Below are 21,526 nucleotides of genomic sequence, written 5' to 3' on the forward strand. Positions count from 1 at the left end.
ACGATTATTTTTTAAGAATAAAATGTCCGATTGCGCAATCCAAACACTTTTTATAATCGCAGTAATTCTTTTTTAATTCCAATAAAGCTTGAGATTCATATACATTTTTAGAACGTATTTCTAAAACTTCAAACTTCTCAATAATCACATTTTGTTCCGAAGGAATTCTAATCGCTAAATCAATTAATTTCTGTGTGATTTCTTTTTGCTGGCTTCTAGCATAAGCAAATCGAAGCGGAATAATTGTATTTATAACCAATAAATCTATAAATGACTTGGAAAGTTTTTTCATCTTTTTAGAACTTTCTTTATCCAAATTATAATGTGTTTCCCAATATTGACTGACACCAACGCTAAAAACCTGATATAATTCATTTATAGAACTACAATTCATAACCAAAGAAAAAAGATTCTTTCGATGAAAATACAAATTTGCCAATTGCACCAACCGAATCGTAGGAAAATTATCGGGTCGATGCTTGAAAAATTCCACCGAACCAACTACTTTTTCATGCAATTGATATTTTTGAATCAAGTATGCATATGATTTTTGCAGTTGTTTCGCGTAACTATCTTCAAAATCATGAGAAAGCAAATTTGCTTGACCTAATAATAAAGATTCTACTGATTCCAAAGAATAAGATTCTTTTCGAACAACAGAAAACGGAATGGATTTAGCAACTTTATAAAATATTTCACCATTGGTATTTAATCCGAAGTTTTTAGCCAAAAGACAAAACAAAACCGCTTCCCAATCTTGATTAGAAGTTTCCGCTAATTCAAAAATCAGCTGCGATTTTCGTTCTAAACGCTCAAAAAATAAGCGCTCTTGCCAATTTTTAAAGATAAATTCATCTACATTTTGAATTTCATTTTCACAATAAATCCAAGACTTTTGACTGATTAAAGATTGATATTTATGCAAATCCGAAAGGGCAACATATTCCTTAAGTTCTACTGTTGGAATTTCTGAATTATCTTTTCTAAAAATAGGCACATCATACTCCCAAACGACATGTAAAATAACGGAATCATAATTGGAATCTTTCTCGTGATTGTGCACATACCAATCTGATGACTTGAGATGTATTTCTACATTTCCAGCCCATTTTTGATTTCCGATAATCAATTGCGCATTAAAAAAATCAGGTCCAGCAAGTTGTAAATATTGACCTGAATTGACAATCAGAATCGACTCTCCTTTTGTAGTTTTTAAATTGGCAATATCAAATTTCTTGAATTGCCACACATGGTGCAAAAAATCTTCTTTCATTCTGTATGGCGTATATAATTGAAAAACAAAGATAAAAAAATTATATTTGCTGAACAACCCAACTTTTATGAAAAAATTTATAACCATCACATTATTAAGCCTTTTTACATTTGCTCAATCTCAAACTAATGCAAAACCACCAAAAGGATTCAAAATAACCTATAATAGAAGTTCAAACGGAAAGCTAATAGAAAATCAAGATGCGATTTTTGTTTTTACGAATCCAACGGAAACTTTAGTTACTTCTGAAAAAATGAATTCTGGAAAAGCGGAATTTCCCTTCGAACAAACGTTAATCAATCGTTCTGAAAATAAAATTGTTCAGGTTACTCAACTCAAAAAAGAGAAATCGGTTACTACAGTTGATAGTCTTTCGTTGGCAAAACAAAACTTCGAGTTTTTACCGGATACTAAAACAATTTTAGGTTACAAATGCCAAAAAGCAAAAACGATAATTAATTCCAACACCATTGAACTTTGGTACACGAATGAATTACAAGTGAAAGGCGCACCAACGACATTAGGTCAAAATATTGGATTGGTTTTGGAAATGGTTCGCAATGGAAACTTTGTGATATCGGCTACTAAAATAGAGAAAATAAAATCGGTTAGTCCAAGTTTGATTTTGCAAAACAGCACTACAAATAGTCCTATTTTAGATGGATTGACTTATAAAGATTTGGTTTGGAAAAGCCGTTTTACAGCTATAAAAGTTTTTGAAAATGAAATCATCAATTTTTCAGATGCTTCTAAATCGAATGATAGCATTTTACGATTTGCCAATGGAACTATTATCTTGAAAAAAATCACTTTTCCAGAAATTAGAAAAGGAGATTTAGTCTTTTTAGATTTAACAGAACAATCCAATGGTGATGCATATGACAGAACGGGGTCGGTTTTTGTGATTCCGCAAGATAAGAAGCAATCATTTTTAGATGGTTTGCAAAACGGGAGTAAAACATTGCCAATTTATGAAAACGGAAATGGAAAACAATATCAAGGTGTTGTGGCTACAAAAGAATTTTCTCCAATAATTGAATTGATGCGATTTTTTACACCTTTTGGAATTAAACAATACAATTACATTCAGTTGAAAAACAAAACGTGGCACGAAATTGTTCCGTACCGAATGGATATTACTGATTTAAAACCTAATTTATCAGGAAAAACGGTTTATGTAGGAACTTTTATTGGTAATTACGATAAAGGCGGACATAAAATCTCAATGAATATTACGATTAATCCGAGCGAAAGTTCATTAGACAAAACCAACGTTTCTATTCCGTTATTTAATACGACAAACGTAATGGAAATGGCTGGACAAGAATATGCAACGATGTTCAATCATGAAAAAGGATTGGAAATTACTTTCGCGCTAGATAAAGAAATCAAAAATGCGAAACTGCGCTACATCACCACCGGTCATGGAGGTTGGGAAAACGGCGACGAATTTGTACCAAAGAAAAACACCATTATTTTAAACGGAAAAGAAGTTTTTTCGTTCATTCCATGGCGTCAAGATTGTGGTGGTTATCGATTATTCAATCCAGCCTCAGGAAATTTTAATGATGGATTGTCTTCTTCCGATTTGAGTCGTTCGAATTGGTGTCCAGGAACAGCGACGAATCCAATTTATATTGAATTAGGAGATTTGAAAGCAGGAACGCATACCATACAAGTAAAAATTCCTCAAGGCCCAAACGAAGGCGGAAGTTTTAGTGCTTGGAATGTTTCGGGAGTTTTACTAGGAGAATAAAAAAAGGACGTTCAGCTGAACGTCCTTTTAAAATTATTTTATTGAATTGATAATATCATGTTTTGTAATGATATGATGTTTTCCGTTTCCTAAATCAATTAATACCGCTTGATTTTCTTTCGTAATTAATTTAGAAACTTCTTCAACTGGCGTTCCGATTTTTACGATTGGAAATGGTTTACCCATTACTTCACGAATTGGTCGTTCCGCTGTATTTTTATCGGTTATATAACTTTGGAATAAATCTGATTCATCAACAGAACCTACAAATCCATTTACATCAACCACTGGAATTTGTGAGATTTTATATTTTCTCATTCTTTCGATAGCGTGCGAAACTAATTCTTCAGTACGCACAATTACTAATGGTTTTTCGATATGTTCTTTGATTAAATCTTCTGCTTTTGTGATTTCTTCTTCAAGGAAACCTCTTTCGCGCATCCAATCATCATTAAACATCTTTCCAACATAACGGCTTCCAGAATCGTGAAATAAGACCACAACTACATCTTCTGGACCAAAGTGTTCTTTTAACTGCAATAAACCCTTTACAGCAGCTCCAGCGGAGTTTCCAACAAAAATTCCTTCTTCTAAAGCGATTTTTCTTGTATAGACAGCTGCATCTTTATCAGTAACTTTTGTAAATCCGTCAATTAATGAAAAGTCAACGTTCTTAGGTAAAATATCTTCTCCGATTCCTTCAGTTATGTATGAATAGATTTCGTTCTCATCAAAAATTCCAGTTTCGTGGTATTTTTTAAAAACCGAACCATAGGTATCAATTCCCCAAATTTTGATGTTAGGATTTTTCTCTTTTAAATATTTAGCTGTTCCAGAAATCGTTCCACCCGTTCCAACACCAACTACAAAGTGTGTAATTTTCCCTTCAGTTTGTTCCCAAATTTCTGGACCCGTTTGTTCGTAATGTGCAATAGCGTTACTTGGATTATCGTATTGATTTACGTACCAAGAATTTGAAATTTCTTCTCCTAATTTTTTTGAAACTGAATAGTATGAACGTGGATCAGTTGGTTCTACATCTGTCGGACAAACGATTACTTTTGCACCAACTGCACGAAGAATATCTGATTTTTCTTTTGATTGCTTATCTGAAATCACAAAAATACATTTGTACCCTTTTACAATTGCTGCCAAGGCTAAACCCATTCCGGTGTTTCCTGAAGTTCCTTCAATAATAGTTCCTCCCGGTTTTAAACGACCGTCTGCTTCAGCATCTTCAATCATTTTTACAGCCATTCTATCCTTAACAGAATTTCCTGGATTAAAAGTTTCTACTTTAGCCAATACTAAAGCATCCACTTCAGCAGTTACTTTATTTAATTTCACTAATGGTGTGTTTCCAATAGTTTCTAATATGTTTTTTGCGTATTTCATTTGTGATATTTGTAATATTTTGCAAAGATAGTGTGAATTTTACAAATAAAGCAAACACACTAAAAATGGGAAATTTAAATAAAATTCTATTTAAAGAAATTCCATTCTAAACCAAATCGAACCATAAAGTCACGATAAGGATAATTTGGAGCCGAATAAAAGTTATATCCTGTCATTGCCGAATTAAAATGTTCTGCTTTTAAGTAGATTCGTGCTTGTTTAATTCTTGCATTTACAAAGAAATCAAACATTGGAAAGTTTCCTATTTTCTTCTCGTTTTGCACGTAAAACTCACCAATTAAAGGATTATAATCGTTGGCAAAATATTCAGAAAAATATTGAAAGGTTACTCCAGTTTGCAAAAGCATCGCCTTTTTGAAAACATGATCTGAGAAGTATAATGTACTTCTTGTAGTTAATTCAGGCACATTTACAATTTCTGAAGATTGATCAACTTTTTGATATAAAAGGGTTACATCTAAACCAAACTTCCAAAACTTAATCTCTTTGTTTGCGTTTATTGATAAATAATTAATTGTTTTATCGTATTGAACAGGTTTAACAGTAAGTTTTGTTATATCATTTGTAGTATTATCAAAATACAAATGATCGTTCAATACTTTGTATTGAACACTAGCATTTACCCATTTCGTTAAAGCTGAGAAAGAAAACTGATTAAGCTTTTCATTCTTGAAATTGTTAGCCCAATTATAATCAATATATTTACTTTGATACAATGTATAATTCAAATTTGGTAGACTATTTAATTTTTGATAATTAAATTCAAATTGATAGTCATTATTAACTGTGTATTTTGCAGAAGCCTCAATATTTGAAATGGATTGATTAGTAATTGCTTGAGATACTTCTAATTTAGCAATTAAGTTATTTGCAAAATAAGTATAATTTCCTCCAGCCATATTAATCCTATCCGAAACAGAATTAGGCACAATAATATTTCCTGAATTTCCATAAACGACACTGTTATAATAGTAATTATAATTAGTGTCATCTATAAAGAAATCTAAACTACCAAAATTTTTAGTTTTATAACCTACACAAAATTTGTTATATAAGGTATTAAAACGTGTTTTATTATTTATTGTAGAGGAAAATGAATCACCATAACGCTCACTTGGGGTCTTTTGAACAAACTCAAAAAATTTATATTCTGAACTAAATTGATGAGAAAAAACCAAACTATTTGGATTGCTTTTATTTAATTTAAAAGAATGATCAATAAAAACACGATTACCCTTTAATAGAGAAGTTGCATCTCTAAAATAAACATCTAAGCGATCACGTTCATTATAAGGATCTTCACTAGACTCAAAAAGTGAAACATCAATAATACCTCCATTCTCTTGATTAGAAATATCTTGAGCTGTAAAATGACTGTTTAAGAAATAACGTTTATCTTTTGTAAAATAACTACTCGTAAACCTGAAATTTCCGGCACTTGAAATATTGTTTATATATTTACCATTAGAACGCAATCCTTTATAAGCTATTGAAAAATTAAGATTAGTCTTAGTATTAAGAGTCAAAAAAGCATCTAATGACTGTCCCTGTTCCATAACTGTTTTATAATAGAGTTCCGTAAAAGGTGTAGGAACAGAATAATATTTAATATCACTTGCTTCTAAAAAATTAAAATGTTTTGCAGTAAAACCAAAAGATGGTAAAATACTTTTACGGACTAAACCAAAATTTAAAGTATTATAAGTATGACCTTCATTAGCAAAAGGCAATAACCCAAAAATATCTTTTCGTAAGTAATTGTATTTATACTCATTCTTTAAAGACATTGAAGTATCTGCATAGGTAGTATCTTTCTCTAAAGTATATATTTTATAGAGATTTATAGAAGGCTTAACGTCTTTTCCCTTAACAAGATCTTTTGATAAATCGGTATCATCTTGAACTTGGGAGAAAATAAAGCAAGAAACAAAAAATAAGAAAATTGATAGATAATTCTTCATTACATAAAAATATGAGCAAATGTAATGAGAAATTAGGGAATAAAAAAAGGCCGCACTAAGTGCGACCTCTTTTATATAAAATTTAACTAATTATTGTAACCAGAATGGAGACAATGAATTAACTACGAATGCATCATTAGCTGTCATAGCAGGTACATTAGCAGAGTTTGCAACGTATTCAGAAACTGGGTAAACCAATCTATATGGTTTACGAGATTGAATAGCTACAGAAGCTAATGGAGTTAATGGATAACCAGTTCTAGTATAATCAATATAAGACTGAATAGCATTAATACCCATTAAAGCAACCCATTTTTGGTACATGATAGCATGAATTTTTTGATCAAATGTAGTTGAAGCAGCTAAACCAAACCATGGTCTAGTATTAATAGTAGTAACATAAGTTCCAACTGTAGCAACTCTCATAGCAAAATCTTCATAAATACCTTCGTCAAACCAGAATTGTTCATTAGAGAACAAAGCAGGATAACGAACTGCTGCTTCAGCTTGTAAGAAACAAGATTCTGAATAAGTCATAACATAACTATCAATAGCTGAATACTCATCAATAGTTTGGTTAGGAGCCATAGCATAAGGATTAAAGTGTCCAATTAAACCTAAACGACAAGGTAAACCAGGGAAAGTAGTTGTAGGAGCACCTACATCAACTAAAGAACTACCTTGGTTAACTGCTCTTCTAGCATTACTTGGAGCTGCTGTAAACAAACGAGCTGAACGAGGGTCAGTAACGTTTGGATAGTTTACACCTGAACCAGCAACAATTTCTTGAGAACCTGCAGCAGGGTAATTAGTTGTAGCATAACTTTGTAATGCTTTGTAAGCATGACCAGTCATAGTGATGAAAGTTCTGTTAGATCTAGCAGTACCTGTTACATCAATAGCAAAGTTATTGAATGCTGGGTTAGCAGAAGCATCAGTAGAGCTGTTATAACCAGGATTGATAGCTACGTTATCAGATAAGAATGGACCAGCAGCAATTTCTGCTAATTTAGTATCTCTATATGTAGCAGGAGCTCCTGTTACATTAGACATTCTTAATAACATTCTTAATTCGATTGTATTAGCGAATTCAACCCATCTGTCCATATCACCCCCTAACATAACGTCAGTAGCAACTTCTTCAGTAACATTAGGATCAGGATTTGCATTAGCAATTAAATCTCTAGCTTGCTCTAAATTAGCAATCAAATCTTGATAAATTGCATAATCATCATCATAAGCTGGAGTAATGTTATCATTACCTTGCCAAGCTTCAGTATAAGGACAATCACCATATAAGTCAACGATCTGTTGCATATAGTGAGCTTTACAAATTTTTGCAATAGCTACATAATAGTCATACTTTCCAGATGCATTTGGGTATTTAATAACACCATCAAAGTTCTTTAACGCTCTGAAGTAACCATCCCAAATACCACTGTAAAAAGTGTTGTCAATGTTCAACTGTAATTCTCTGTCGAAACCATTACCGAATGATTGAACGTTACGAGTCCAAGAATTCATAAAAACATTACCCAACTGATTTGCTGTGATAATTTGAACCCTAGCAGAACTTACCTGAGCACCAGGCAATAACAACTTTGGAGTTACATCTTCATACTGAGGATTATTAGGACTTTCATTAATGTCTAAATAATCATCACAAGAAAACATCATTACGGCCAATAAAGGCACTAAAAATTTTATTCTTTTCATAAACATTATTTTTTAAAATGTTAAATTAAGACTAGCACCAAAGGTTCTAGTTGTTGGATACTGACCAATGTTAGAATAACCTTGAGCATTACCACCTGTGATAGAAGCTTCAGGATCAACGTAACCACGGTTTTCAATACCATTTTTAGCTTTTAACAAGCTTCCATCAGCTAAGAAAACGAATGGATTTCTTGCATTAATACCAAAACGCATAGAAGTTAAACCAGTATTTTCAATTAATTTTTTAGGTAAAGAATAACTTAACGATAATTCTCTAATTTTTAAAGCAGCAGCATCAATAACACTTGATTCACCAACAGCTCTATAGTTTGTAGTAAAATAATTTAAAACACCAGCTGTATCAGGAGTAAATGCAGGAGTAGTATTTGGTACATAAGTACTAGTTACTGGGTCAAACACTACAGAATTAGGAACTACATAACCATTAGTTCTATCAAATCCAGCAGTATCTACTGCACCTCCAGTGAATAATAATAAGTTTCTTGCTTCTGAATAAGTTGAAGCACCATTACGGTAATCAGCAACTGCAGTTAATTTGAAACCTTTAAATTCAAATGAGTTAGTTAAACCTACGATATAATCTGGAACACCTTTTCCAAGTTTTTCAAAAGTTGAAGTTCTTTGAGGTGTACCGTTTGCATTAACGATAATGTTACCAAAATCATCTCTAACAAATTTAGTACCTTTAATTAAAGGGAACTCTTCACCTACTTCAGCAAAAATACCTACAGATGCACCACTTAATAAGTTGATACTTGTAGCACCACCTCTTAAAGCAGTAATTTTAGTTTTGTAAGCTGCGAAGTTAGAGTTAACTGTCCATTTGAAGTTTTGAGTTTTAACTGGGATTAAACCTAAATCAATTTCAAAACCTTTGTTTTCTAAATCACCAATATTATCTCTTAAAGAAGCATTTCCTGAAGCAGAAGAAGCTGTAGCATTAGAAATCAAATCTTTAGTATCTGCTTTGTAAACAGAAGCTTCTAAAGTAACTCTATCATTAAAGAAACCAAATTGAGCACCAACCTCTAACGTATTAACGTACTCAGGTTTGATACCAGGAGCAGTTGGTGAAGCATTATAACCATAAGCTGATAAATTTCCATAAGGGAAACCAGCAGGAGTAACACCAATTACATCAGTTGCATAAGCAGCTACAGCTGAAGCATTACCAACAGAAGTGTAAGAAGCGTTTAATTTCATATAATTTAATACTTTTCCTTTAATATCAAATGCTTTTGTTGGGATAAAAGATAAACCAACTGAAGGATAGAAATATGGATCTGCAACAGTAGAATATTGTTCAGCTCTACCAGTAACATTTAAGAATAAATATCCTTTGTAATCAAAATCAAAATTCGCAAAACCAGCAACAATTCTAGAACGAGTATATCTGTTATCTAAAGTTGAAGGGTTTGAAGGATTTAACACGTTAGAAATATGGTAGAATCCAGGAATTTCTAAGTTAAGACCACCTTGAGATGTAGTTCTTGACATTCTATCTTGGATGTTATTACCAATATTGAATTTCAAGTTTAAATCTTTAGTTAAGTCGTAGTTAAAGTTAAATAATAAATCTCCATAGAAATTTCTTGATGTAGATTGACTTGCAAAATAAGAAGATGGAGTTGCTGCACTTGCACCAGCTAAAGCTTCAATTGTTTCAACATCACTACCATAATACGTATAAGGAGCTATACTAAACTCTTGGAAGATATTATTAAAAGCATCTTCATGAGATTGACCTTCAGTATTTCTCATTTGAATGTTTGCTGTATAACTTACATTGAAGTTTTTGTTAAACTCATAGTTTAAAGCAGCAATACCATTCATAAAGTCAGAACGACTATCGTTTCTCTTAGCTTTAGTAATCCAATAAGGGTTTTGAGCATAAACTGTCCAGTGACCTTCATTACCTGAATTTCTAAATCTGCTAACTGGAACGTTAGAAGCTGTTTGAATCAAATCATCAAACAAATTTGAATCTGTTTGAGAAGCTCTTTGAGTGATATAATTTACGTTACCGTCAATTTTGAATTTACCAACTTTTTTACCAGCTCTAAATAAGAATGAGTTTCTAACTAACATATCTCCATCAACAACGAAATCAGTATTTTGTCTGTTTGCAGATAAGAAAGCATAAGAATCTTCACCACCTACACTAAAGTTGAAACCATTTTGCATAATTGTTCCTGTTTGGAAAAATTGCTTAATGTTATCTTTAATAGGCTTCCATTCTGTGAACAAGAAGTTACCATCAGCTTGTGGTAATCCAACAGGAACAATTGCTGGCATGTTTGGATCATTAAAAGCAGGACCCCACGAACCATTTTCCCATGGAACGAAAGTAGCAATAAGACCAGAACCATCATCAAAACCAGGATCTGTAGCCCAACCTTGACCATATTGAGTTTGTCTTTCTGGTACAAAGTTTACACTTTCGAAATCAATTGAAGAAGTAACACCAAAGGTAAATTTCTCTTCTTTTGAACCTCTTTTAGTAGTAACAATAATTACCCCGTTAACCCCTTGAGAACCGTACAAAGCAGCTCCTTGAGCCCCTTTAATAACGTTCACACTCTCAATAACATCTGGAGGCAATTGACCTAATACAGTAGCACTAGAAATTGCATTGTCAATAACAACTAAAGCTTGGTTATCACCAGAAACAGAACGATTACCTCTTAATACAATTCTTGTTGTTGGCGTTACACCATTACTAACTGTACTAATTTGAAGTCCTGAAACCTTACCTGTTAAAGACTGAACCGCATTTGGGTTAGATGCTTGAGTTAACTCAGCAGCACCAATTTGTTTTTGAGCAGAGACAACTTGATCTTTTGTTCTCTTGATACCCATAGCACCAACAATCTCCACAACTTTACCCTCAACAACGTCATCTTTTAAAGACACATCGTAAGAGCTTGCTGCTCCAATTGCCACCGTCATGGTTTTTTTACCAGTGTAAGAAATTACTAACACCTCTCCTTGTTTTGCTTTGATAGTATATTTACCATCAAAATCAGTTGTAGTACCGCGAGTTGTTCCTTGAACAAGCACGTTAGCACCAACAATAGGTCCTAGTTCATCTGAAACTACACCTGTAACAGTTTTGTCTTGCGCGAACGAAAACTGCATCGTAAACGCTACTAAAAGCGTAAAAATCCATTTAAACTTCGATCTCATATTAAATTTATTTGAGTTAGTTATTCCGCAAACTTCTTAATTATTTCTTAAATAAACAAATAATACTTCGGAATATTACTAATTTATTTATGTTAAAGTTTTAGTTTTAAAAAAACATTTTACGGAACATTCTCATACTAAAGATGAAAATATCGCAAAAAGGTTGCGTATAAAATTATATTTTTGTCAAAAAAAAGAATGTTAAGTAAAAGTTACAGTAATTTAATATTAGAATGCGGAACAGATGAAGCAGGAAGAGGATGTTTAGCCGGACCCGTAACCGCAGCCGCAATATTACTTCCAAATAATTTTGAACTAAACCTTCTTAACGACTCCAAACAACTCTCAGAGAAAATCAGAGAAAAACTAAAACCAGTAATTGAAGAAAAAGCAACTTCCTTTGCCGTTACTCATATTTTTCCAAATGAAATTGATGAAATAAACATATTAAATGCTTCAATGAAAGCAATGCAAGAATCTGTTTTAAAATTAAATCAAAAACCAGAGTACATAATAGTAGATGGAAATCGCCCTTTGAATGGAAAATTAGGCATGAAACAGAAAACTGGGAAAATTTTTACTACAGACGAAATCGAACTTTTAAAATCAATACCAAACACTAGTATTATTAAAGGTGATAGTAAATATTTAAGTATTGCCGCTGCATCTGTTTTAGCTAAAACCTATCGAGATAAATACATGGATAAGATTCATGAAGAGTTTCCAATGTACAATTGGAAAAAAAACAAAGGCTATCCAACAAAAGACCACAGAGAAGCGATTAAGAAATACGGACCGTGTAAATATCACCGAATGAGTTTTCGATTACTACCTGAACAATTAACTTTAGAATTTTAAACAATCTCCGCTTCAAATAAATTTTGAAAATGTTTAAGAATTTTTTCTTTCACTTCTTGCTCATCTAAATTTCTATTTAATTCAACATGCATTGAAGTAACCGCTTTTCCTTTTATTCCACACGGAATAATATTGTCGAAGTATCCTAAATCAGCATTTACGTTTAGAGCGAAACCGTGCATGGTTACCCAACGTGATGCTCGCACTCCCATAGCACAAATTTTTCTTGCAAATGGTGTTCCTACATCAAACCAAACTCCGGTTTCGCCTTCGCTTCTGGTTCCGTGTAAACCATATTCTGCTAATGTTAGAATAATCGCTTCCTCTAAGAATCGTAAGTATTTATGAATATCTGTAAAAAAATTTTCTAAATCTAGAATTGGATAACCAACGATTTGTCCTGGTCCGTGATAGGTAATATCTCCTCCTCTATTGATTTTATGGAAAGTTGCACCTTTTGCTTCTAATTGTTTTTCGGAAAGTAATAAGTTTGAAATATCACCGCTTTTTCCTAAGGTATAAACATGTGGATGTTCTACATATAAAAAATAGTTTGGCGTAGCAATTGCAGTTTCCTCTCTCCTATTTTGAACTTTGATGTCCACAATTTCCTTGAATAATTCTTCTTGAAAATCCCAAGTGTCTTTGTAATCTTTATTTCCTAAATCTTGAAGTTGGACTTTTTTATTCATGATAACCGAAATTGTGTTTTGAAAAAGTTTCGCAAAGATACAAATAGTTTATTAATTAGCCCTGACAGGAGTGACATCCTTTTTATTTGTTGCCTTTGAAAACTTCAGGCAACAAATAAAAAGATATAACGGATGGCAGGAACATGGAAACCAAAAAAGCCCGAACCACTTGCTTCAAAAAACATTAAACTTTGAACTTGAAACTTGAAACAAAATAAATTATCTTTGCACGCTTAAATACAATACTATGCAACTTTCGGAACAAGAAATCATTAGAAGAGACAAATTAAACGCTTTACGCGAACTTGGAATTAACCCCTATCCAGCGGATTTATTTCCGGTGAATCACACTTCAAAGCAAGTGAAGGAAAATTTTGAAGAAGGTAAGAAGGTTATTTTGGCTGGACGTTTAATGAGTGTTCGTGATCAAGGAAAAGCTGCTTTTGCTGAATTACAAGATAGTGAAGGCAGAATGCAGTTGTATTTTAATAGAGATGTTATTTGTACTGGCGAGGACAAAACTCTTTACAATCAAGTTTTTAGAAAACTAACAGATTTAGGTGACTTTATAGGCGTTGAAGGAGAACTTTTTACTACAAAAGTAGGCGCTCAATGCGTTAATGTAACCGATTTTAAAATATTAAGTAAAACTTTAAAACCGCTTCCATTACCAAAAACAGATGAAACTGGAAAAGTGTATGATGCTTTTACAGATCCTGAATTGAGATACCGTATGCGTTACGTGGATTTAGTAGTAAATCCACAAGTAAAAGAAGTTTTTATGAAGAGAACAAAATTGTTCACTGCAATGAGAACATTTTTCAACGAAGCTGGCTATATGGAAGTAGAAACTCCAGTTTTACAATCGATTCCTGGTGGAGCGGCTGCGCGTCCGTTTATTACACATCATAACAGTTTGGATATTCCATTATACATGAGAATTGCTAACGAATTATATCTAAAAAGATTAATCGTTGGTGGATTTGACGGTGTTTACGAATTTTCGAAAAACTTCCGCAACGAAGGAATGGACAGAACCCACAATCCAGAATTTACCGCAATGGAAATTTATGTAGCTTACAAAGACTACAACTGGATGATGGAAATGACCGAAAATTTATTAGAATATTGTGCTTTACAAGTAAATGGAACTACAGAAGCTACTTTTGGCGAACACAAAGTAAACTTCAAAGCGCCTTATGCAAGAGTAACCATGACCGATGCTATCAAACAATTCACAGGTTTTGACATTACTGGAAAATCGGAAGATGAATTGCGCGAAGCTGCAAAATCTATGGGAATCGAAGTGAACGACACTATGGGTAAAGGAAAATTAATTGATGAAATTTTTGGAGAGAAATGCGAAGGTAACTTCATTCAACCAACTTTTATTACCGATTATCCAAAAGAAATGTCGCCTTTATGTAAATCGCACAGAGATAATCCTGAATTAACGGAGCGTTTTGAGTTGATGGTTTGTGGAAAAGAAATCGCCAATGCGTATTCCGAATTAAATGACCCAATTGACCAAAGAGAGCGTTTTGAAAACCAAATGGCTTTAGCTGAAAAAGGCGATGACGAAGCTAACGGAATTATCGATGAAGATTTCTTGAGAGCTTTAGAATACGGAATGCCGCCAACTTCTGGTTTAGGAATTGGAATGGACCGTTTAATCATGTTCTTAACGAATAATCAATCGATTCAAGAAGTGTTGTTCTTCCCTCAAATGCGTCCAGAGAAAAAAGGTCCAGAATTAACAGAAGACGAAAAACATATCATCGAAATTTTAAAAGCTAACGAAGGAATTTCAATAGGTGATTTAAAAATAAAATCTGAATTAAGCGGTAAAAAATGGGATGCTGCTAGTAAAGGCATCAGCAAACATGGCTTAATGAAGATTACAGTAGATGGCGAAAATAAAATTGCCGAATACTTAGGAAAATAACTTCAAACAACTAAATTTCAAAGCGAAACTCTTTAAAAGTTTCGCTTTTTTTTATTCCCTAATTAAACCTTTTGATGTTCTGAACGTCTTATCATCAAACAATTAAAAAAACGAAAAGATGAAAAAATTAATTTTAGCAATTGCTTTAGTGATGACAACATTAACATTTGCACAAGACAGAAAACAGGGAAGAGAAAAGTTAACTCCTGAACAGCAAACCGAACTTCATGTTAAGAAAATGACTCTAGATTTAGATTTAGATGCACAACAACAAAAAGAGGTAAAAACCATTTTGTTAGAGCAAGCGAAAAAAAGAGAAGCCAAAATGGCCGAAATGAAAGCTAAAAGAGAAAAAGGTGAAAAACCATCTGCTGACGAAAGATTTGAAATGAAAAATGAGATGTTAGACAATCAAATTGAAATGAAAGCCAAAATGAAAAAAATCTTAAAGCCAGAGCAATATAAAAAATGGGAAGAAAACCACGATGAAAAAACAGCAAAAGCAAAAGAAAAAATGCAAAAAAGAGTAAATGAACGCAGAGGTAATTAATTATTTTTGATGAAATATTTTGTTTTAATCTCAAATTTAATTTAGATTTGACAAACCAAAAAAAATCAACTGTAATTAATTATGAAAAAAATATTCTTTTCTCTAGTATTATTCTTTACGTTTAGCACTTTATCTTTTGCTCAAGATCAAAAATCAAATGATCCTAAAATGGCAGCAAAGTTAGAATTAAATGAATTAGTGAAAGAGATTCCTTTAGAAAGTAACTTAGAAAACGGAATGTATAGTTTGTTAATTTACAAACATGAAACTTTAGCAAAAGCCACTTCAGATAAAGAAAGAAATAAAGTTTACGAAACTATGAAAAGTAAAATTGAAGGATCACTTTCTCCTGCACAGTTAAAAAAGTTAAAGAATAACAAGAAACTTTACGAAAATTTAATCAAATAAAAAAATGTCCCGATTTTATCGGGACATTTTTTTACAACTCTCTTGCTGTTTCTGCTATTGCATTAATTGTAAAATCTATATCTTCATACGCTAATGCATCCGTAATAAACCAGGTTTCATAAGCTGATGGTGCAATATAAACTCCTCGTTTTAATAACCCATGAAAGAATTTTTTAAACGTCTCATTATCTCCATTTTTAGCAGTAGCAAAATCAAAAACAGGATTAGCATCAAAATGAACCGATATCATAGAACCTACTCTGTTGATGGTAAATACAACATTAGCATCCGTTAACACTTTTCGGATTCCCTTTTCTAAGTAAGCTGTTTTCTCCTCTAAACGTTTAAAAATGTCAGCATCAGCATTCAATGCTTTCAACATTTCTAATCCGGCAGCCATAGCTAATGGATTTCCTGACAAGGTTCCAGCTTGATAAACTGGTCCTAACGGTGCTAAATAATTCATAATTTCTTCTCTAGCTGCAAAGGCTCCAACAGGCAATCCTCCACCAATAACTTTTCCGAAGCAAACAATATCCGCTTGAATTCCGAATAATTCTTGAGCTCCTCCTTTTGCTAAACGAAATCCGGTCATTACTTCATCAAAAATAAGCAAGGCTCCATTTTCAGTACAAACAGCTCTTAGTGCTTCTAAAAACCCTTTTGCTGGCGGAATGCATCCCATATTTCCTGCTACAGGTTCGATTATAACTGATGCTATTTCATTTTTATTCGCTTCGAAAAGCGCTTTTACATTATCAATATCGTTGTAAGAAGCCAACAATGTATCTTTTGCTGTTCCTTCTGTTACACCCGGAGAATTTGGCACACCAAACGTGCTCAAACCACTTCCTGCTGCAATTAAAAACGAATCCGAATGTCCGTGATAACAACCAGAAAATTTGATAATTTTATCTCTTTTCGTATAACCTCTTGCCAAGCGAATAGCGCTCATACAAGCTTCTGTACCTGAATTCACAAAACGAATCTTATCGATATTTGGCACCATAGAAACTGCCAACTGAGCAATTTGAGTTTCTAACTCTGTTGGCATTCCAAAGGAAGTTCCTTTTTTAGCTTTTTCGATAACGGCATTCACTACTGGTTCATAAGCATGCCCTAAAATCATAGGCCCCCATGAATTAATATAATCGATTAAACGATTACCGTCTTCATCATATAAATAAGCTCCTTTTGCTTCTTTCACAAAAATAGGAGTACCTCCCACTCCTTTAAATGCTCTAACTGGAGAATTTACTCCACCCGGAATTACTTTGTTAGCTTCAACAAATAATTCACTACTTCTTTTATATAACATTATTTTATTTTGATTTGTTGCCCTATGGAAATGGCATTGTCAGACATGTTGTTTAATTTTTTTAAGTCATCCACCGTAAGATTAAATCTTTTTGACAGTGAGTATAACGTGTCGCCTTGTTGAATGGTATAGTAATCACCACCTTGCGCTACAATAACTTCTTTTTTAACTGGTTTAAAATCGCGACTCAGGACTTCGTTATCGTATTTGTACAATTCAAAACGTTCTATTAAGCCAATTAATTTCTCTGGGTATTTTACGTCAGTTGCATAACCTGCCGCTTTTAATCCTTTTGCCCAAGATTCATAATCGCCTTTGTCTAATTTGAATAAACTGGAATATCTTGGTCGTGAAGTTAAAAACAATGAATGATCGCGATACGATTCTGATGGATGTTCGTATTTTCTAAAACATTCTTGAGCTGAATCGTCGTCGTGTTTTACACTTTCCCCTGTCCACTCTTTATGGCATTTTATTCCGAAGTGATTATTGGCGCTTAAAGCTAATTTTCCTTTACCAGCGCCTGATTCCAGAATACCTTGAGCCAATGTAATACTCGCAGGAATTCCGTGAGCTCGCATGTTATTTTGAGCAATTTCCTTGAAATTATCAACATAAATTTGAATCTCCTCAGCGTAGGTTTTTATATTAGAAGTTGCTACCAAAGTAACTTCTGAGTCAATTTTTTGCTTCGATTCTGTTGATTCCGACTTAGTTGATGAAGTTGTCACAACTGGTTTTTTAGCTGTAGTTGTTTTTGTTTTTGTTTGAGATACTGGCTGTTTTTTAGTGGTAACTTTAGGCTTTGATGTTGTTCTAACCACAGGGCGCGAACTAGTACAACTTACTACTAAAAGCGCTAGTAAAAAAAGAGCTAATTTAGTCTTTATCATATTGCAATATTTCTTTATTCTTATTTTTTAGAGCAAAATTCATGCCTTTAATTCCCTGTAATCCACCGGTGTGAATTATTAGAATTTTAGCATTGGGCGGAAAATATCCTTTCTCAATCCAATCCAAAATTCCGAAAACCATCTTACCCGTATATACAGGATCTAATGGAATTGAAGTTTGAGTGTAAAACGAATTTAAAAACTGAATTAATTCGTCATTTACTTTACCATATCCTCCAAAATGATAGGCATCACTAATACTCCAATTCGTTTTCACTACAAAATTACGAATTACCTCAGATAAAAATGCACCTTTTAACGAAGAAAATCCAATTAATTGCTGTTCTTCGGTTGAAGAATTAATCAAACCTGAAATCGTCCCTCCTGTTCCAACAGCGCAAGCAATATGCGTAAAATACGATTTTTCTTCGGAAGTTAATATTTCCTCACAGCCTTTTATAGCTAAATCATTAGTTCCTCCTTCAGGCACCAAATAAAAATTACCAAATTTTTCACACAAGAAGGAAATAAAAGAACTGGATTCTTTATCTCGATAAGCGGTTCGGCTTACGAAATGGAACTGCATGCCTAATTCTTGTGCTTTGGCTAGCGTAGGATTTTCATGAATTTTATTTTCGAGTTCTTCTCCACGAATAATCCCGATTGTTTTAAATCCAAATTCTGCACCTGCTCCTGCAACAGCTAAAATGTGATTGGAAAAAGCACCGCCAAAAGTCAACAAGGTTGTATGCCCTAATCGTTTTGCTTCTTGGATATTGTATTTTAACTTTCTGAATTTGTTTCCCGAAATAATTGGATGCAACAAATCCTCTCTTTTAATAAAGAGCTGAATGTTATTAGGAAATTGTTGCTTTATTTCTTGAATCACTCTACAAAGTACGGAAAAAATAGTTTATATGAATTCATTTTATTTCCTCATACAACTCTTTCGAATTTAAAAAGGTAAAATTAACATCAAAAACACTTTGAATTTGATGTTCAAAATTATTCTTTTCACAGAAAATAAATGATTTTATAACAATTCATTAACACTTTTTTATTTAAAACCGAATTTTACGTTATTTTTATCAAAAAACTAGCTTTTTTACAAATTAAAATTAATAAAATATAAAAAAATGCAACTTAAATTAAAAATAAAGAAAGAAAAACTGCTAAAAGACGAAATATCTCACAAAATCAACAAAAAAATCAAGTATCTGATTTTCAATACATTATTAAATATACTTTCTTTCAATTATATAGCTATAAGAAAAACCTATTATGCAAGCATAGCATTTAATAATCAGCGCTTTATCTTTGCATCAAATTCGGAATAACTGTATAGATTTTCGGAATAACTGTATATAAAAAAGAACTCTCTATTAAATTATGAAAAAAATTACTTTACTACTCTCAATCATTTTCCCCTTATTTTTATTTTCACAAAACCCTTATACTTTCAACGGAAGCTATTCACTAACTGGTAATACTTCATTTCCAACTGCATTTAGCGGACTAGGATCTGGAAATTGCGGAAATGGTGCTTCTCAAACTATTATTATTAATGGTGACTTAAACTTGAATGGCAGAACACTTGAATTAAGAAACGTAAATTTAATTGTTTATGGTAATTTGAATGGTAGTGGTTCTATAATAACTTGTTCTACTAATTCTACTTATTGCGTTAGAGGTGCTATTCAAAACAACCCAACCATTTCTGTAACTAGAAACTACGATTGTGTTCCTCTTACTTGTATCAAAACTTGGAATGGTTCAGCAAGCACCAATTGGAATGTAGCCAACAACTGGACTCCTTCAGGTGTACCCACTATTAATTGTGACGTTTTAATAAATAATACGGTTGCTTGTATCATTACTACAAACAATGCTGTGGCTAAATCGATTACTATTTCTAATACCGGCTCATTAAATATCAATAGTTCTGGTATCGCAAGAGTAAAAGGAAAAATTGAGGTTGCATCTACTGCTAACTTTACTTTAGAAAATGCTTCCAGTTTAATACAAATTGACGACGTAGCGAATATTGGTAACATAACCATGAAAAGAACTACTTCTATTACCAAAATGGATTATGTATATTGGTCATCGCCAGTTGAAAGTTTTAATGTTTCAAATGTTTCTCCAAATTCTAGTTTGATATATAAATGGATTCCAACTATTACAACAAATTTTAATGGATTTGGAAATTGGTCAGGCGCTTCTAATGAAATAATGGCAAAAGGAAAAGGATATATTGTAAGAGGTCCAAATAACTTTGACATTACAGTTCCACAAAATTTTACCGCTATCTTTACAGGAAAGGCAAATAATGGTACTATTTTAACTCCAATTGCAAGAGGTACTTACAGCGGGGCTAACTATTTTAACGGAGGTAATAAAGTAACAAACGATGATGATAATTGGAATTTGATAGGTAATCCCTATCCATCTGCAATTGATGCTGTTAAATTTTTAACTGCTAATACTGACCTTGATGGATTTGTTAGAGTATGGATGCACAGTACTCCAATAAGCAATTCTAATCAGAATCCATTTTATGGGAGTTTTGTTTATAATTATTCATCATCTGATTATTTAGCTATCAATGGTACAGGAACTTCACGTCCGGGTGCTCTTAGTGTAGTTGGTGCAGGTCAAGGCTTCTTTGTTAAGATGAGAGATAATTCTCCTTCAACTTCAGGAAATGCTACTTTTACAAATAATATGCGTGGAACTACGGTTGCAAACAATCAATTCTTTAGAAATAGTGAAGCATCAAATACTGATGAAACAACTGAAAAGCATAGAATTTGGTTGAACTTAGTACATCCAACTCAAGTGGCAAGTAGCATGTTAATTGGTTATGTAAGTGATGCTACTAATGGTGTTGATCGTATATTTGACGCTGAAACTAAATTAAAATCTGATTTTGAATTGTATAGTGTTGTTGAAGGTCAGTTTTTTACTATTCAAGGTAGAGCATTACCTTTTACTTCACAAGATGAAATTCCATTAGGATTTAGCGCAGACCAAACGGGTATTTATACCTTTGGATTAACTGCTGTTGATGGTTTATTTGAAACAGACCAAGCTATTTATATTCAAGACTTACAATTAGGAATTACTCACAATTTAAAAGAATCACCTTATTCTTTTACAACTGAAGCTGGAAATTACAACAATCGTTTTATTTTGAAATTTTCAAATGAAACTTTAGGCAACAATGATTTCACAATAGACAATACGGTAGTTTATGCTAATGATGCGATTAACATCGAATCTAATGAGGTTATTAAAGAGGTATTAGTTTATGATACATTGGGACGATTAATTTTTCACAACTCAAAAGTAAATTCAAATAAGTATCGTGAGAGTCAAATCTTAAAATCTAATTCTCCTTTAGTAATTCAGGTGATTTTAGATAACAACATTAAAATCTCTAAAAAAATAATTTATTAGCACCTGTAATAATAAATGAAAACCGCCAAAATAGGCGGTTTTTTTTTTGTTTTAAATGGTGTGCTTTTTTAAAA

The 21,526-nt window shown here is 32.7% G+C and carries 15 protein-coding genes; 6 read left to right on the forward strand and 9 right to left on the reverse strand.

The window, feature by feature from the left end:
• Positions 1–4: 4 nt before the first annotated feature.
• A complete protein-coding gene (locus IM755_RS00465; protein ID WP_194093122.1) occupies positions 5–1,273 on the reverse strand; it encodes a DUF2851 family protein in 1,269 nt (422 codons plus the stop codon).
• Between the two features lie 67 nt (positions 1,274–1,340).
• On the opposite strand from IM755_RS00465, the gene IM755_RS00470 reads away from it, so the two are divergent.
• Positions 1,341–3,029: a GLPGLI family protein gene (locus IM755_RS00470; protein WP_194093123.1), complete on the forward strand. Its 1,689-nt coding sequence runs from the start codon at positions 1,341–1,343 to the stop codon at positions 3,027–3,029.
• 33 nt (positions 3,030–3,062) lie between these two features.
• Here IM755_RS00470 and IM755_RS00475 read toward each other — a convergent pair whose 3' ends face one another.
• The 4 genes from IM755_RS00475 to IM755_RS00490 all read right to left on the reverse strand — a co-directional run bounded on the left by IM755_RS00475 (position 3,063) and on the right by IM755_RS00490 (position 11,329).
• Positions 3,063–4,424 carry a pyridoxal-phosphate dependent enzyme gene (locus tag IM755_RS00475; protein ID WP_194093124.1) on the reverse strand — a complete coding sequence of 454 codons (1,362 nt, stop codon included), beginning with the start codon at positions 4,422–4,424 and terminating at the stop codon, positions 3,063–3,065.
• Positions 4,425–4,510: 86 nt separating this feature from the next.
• A complete protein-coding gene (locus IM755_RS00480; protein ID WP_194093125.1) occupies positions 4,511–6,406 on the reverse strand; it encodes a putative porin in 1,896 nt (631 codons plus the stop codon).
• A gap of 90 nt (positions 6,407–6,496) precedes the next feature.
• Positions 6,497–8,122 (reverse strand): SusD/RagB family nutrient-binding outer membrane lipoprotein, encoded by a 1,626-nt coding sequence (locus IM755_RS00485; RefSeq protein ID WP_194093126.1) that lies wholly within the window; start codon positions 8,120–8,122, stop codon positions 6,497–6,499.
• A gap of 12 nt (positions 8,123–8,134) precedes the next feature.
• A complete protein-coding gene (locus IM755_RS00490) occupies positions 8,135–11,329 on the reverse strand; it encodes a SusC/RagA family TonB-linked outer membrane protein (RefSeq protein WP_194093127.1) in 3,195 nt (1,064 codons plus the stop codon).
• Positions 11,330–11,527: 198 nt separating this feature from the next.
• Here IM755_RS00490 and IM755_RS00495 point away from each other — a divergent pair, with 198 nt between their 5' ends.
• Positions 11,528–12,187 (forward strand): ribonuclease HII, encoded by a 660-nt coding sequence (locus IM755_RS00495; RefSeq protein ID WP_194093128.1) that lies wholly within the window; start codon positions 11,528–11,530, stop codon positions 12,185–12,187.
• Here IM755_RS00495 and lipB read toward each other — a convergent pair.
• Entirely contained in the window at positions 12,184–12,879 is a 696-nt protein-coding gene (gene lipB, locus IM755_RS00500; RefSeq protein ID WP_194093129.1) for a lipoyl(octanoyl) transferase LipB, read from the reverse strand. The genes IM755_RS00495 and lipB overlap by 4 nt on opposite strands.
• A gap of 247 nt (positions 12,880–13,126) precedes the next feature.
• On the opposite strand from lipB, the gene lysS reads away from it, so the two are divergent.
• The 3 genes from lysS to IM755_RS00515 all read left to right on the forward strand — a co-directional run bounded on the left by lysS (position 13,127) and on the right by IM755_RS00515 (position 15,782).
• Positions 13,127–14,824, forward strand: coding sequence for a lysine--tRNA ligase (gene lysS, locus IM755_RS00505; protein WP_194093130.1), 1,698 nt, complete (start codon positions 13,127–13,129; stop codon positions 14,822–14,824).
• A 118-nt stretch (positions 14,825–14,942) separates the two neighbouring features.
• Complete coding sequence (locus IM755_RS00510; RefSeq protein WP_194093131.1) at positions 14,943–15,374, forward strand: hypothetical protein; 432 nt, start codon at positions 14,943–14,945, stop codon at positions 15,372–15,374.
• Positions 15,375–15,455: 81 nt separating this feature from the next.
• Complete coding sequence (locus IM755_RS00515; protein WP_194093132.1) at positions 15,456–15,782, forward strand: hypothetical protein; 327 nt, start codon at positions 15,456–15,458, stop codon at positions 15,780–15,782.
• A gap of 31 nt (positions 15,783–15,813) precedes the next feature.
• Here IM755_RS00515 and hemL read toward each other — a convergent pair whose 3' ends face one another.
• From hemL to IM755_RS00530, 3 genes are read right to left on the reverse strand one after another with little or no spacing between them, the layout of a single operon-like run.
• Positions 15,814–17,100, reverse strand: coding sequence for a glutamate-1-semialdehyde 2,1-aminomutase (gene hemL, locus IM755_RS00520; RefSeq protein ID WP_194093133.1), 1,287 nt, complete (start codon positions 17,098–17,100; stop codon positions 15,814–15,816).
• Positions 17,100–17,993, reverse strand: a complete 894-nt coding sequence (locus IM755_RS00525; protein ID WP_194093134.1) for a glucosaminidase domain-containing protein — start codon at positions 17,991–17,993, stop codon at positions 17,100–17,102. The genes hemL and IM755_RS00525 overlap by 1 nt, the downstream gene beginning before the upstream one ends.
• Complete coding sequence (locus IM755_RS00530; protein WP_194093135.1) at positions 17,980–18,882, reverse strand: 1-aminocyclopropane-1-carboxylate deaminase/D-cysteine desulfhydrase; 903 nt, start codon at positions 18,880–18,882, stop codon at positions 17,980–17,982. Before IM755_RS00530 ends, IM755_RS00525 begins: the two co-directional genes overlap by 14 nt.
• Positions 18,883–19,382: 500 nt before the next feature.
• Between IM755_RS00530 and IM755_RS00535 the strand changes: the two genes are divergently transcribed.
• The gene (locus tag IM755_RS00535) at positions 19,383–21,452 is read left to right on the forward strand and encodes a T9SS sorting signal type C domain-containing protein (protein ID WP_194093136.1); all 2,070 of its coding nucleotides are present in this window, start codon (positions 19,383–19,385) and stop codon (positions 21,450–21,452) included.
• The last annotated feature ends 74 nt before the right edge of the window (positions 21,453–21,526 follow it).

The sequence above is a fragment of the Flavobacterium proteolyticum genome, from assembly GCF_015223105.1.
In the GTDB taxonomy this organism is placed as follows: Bacteria; Bacteroidota; Bacteroidia; order Flavobacteriales; family Flavobacteriaceae; genus Flavobacterium; species Flavobacterium proteolyticum.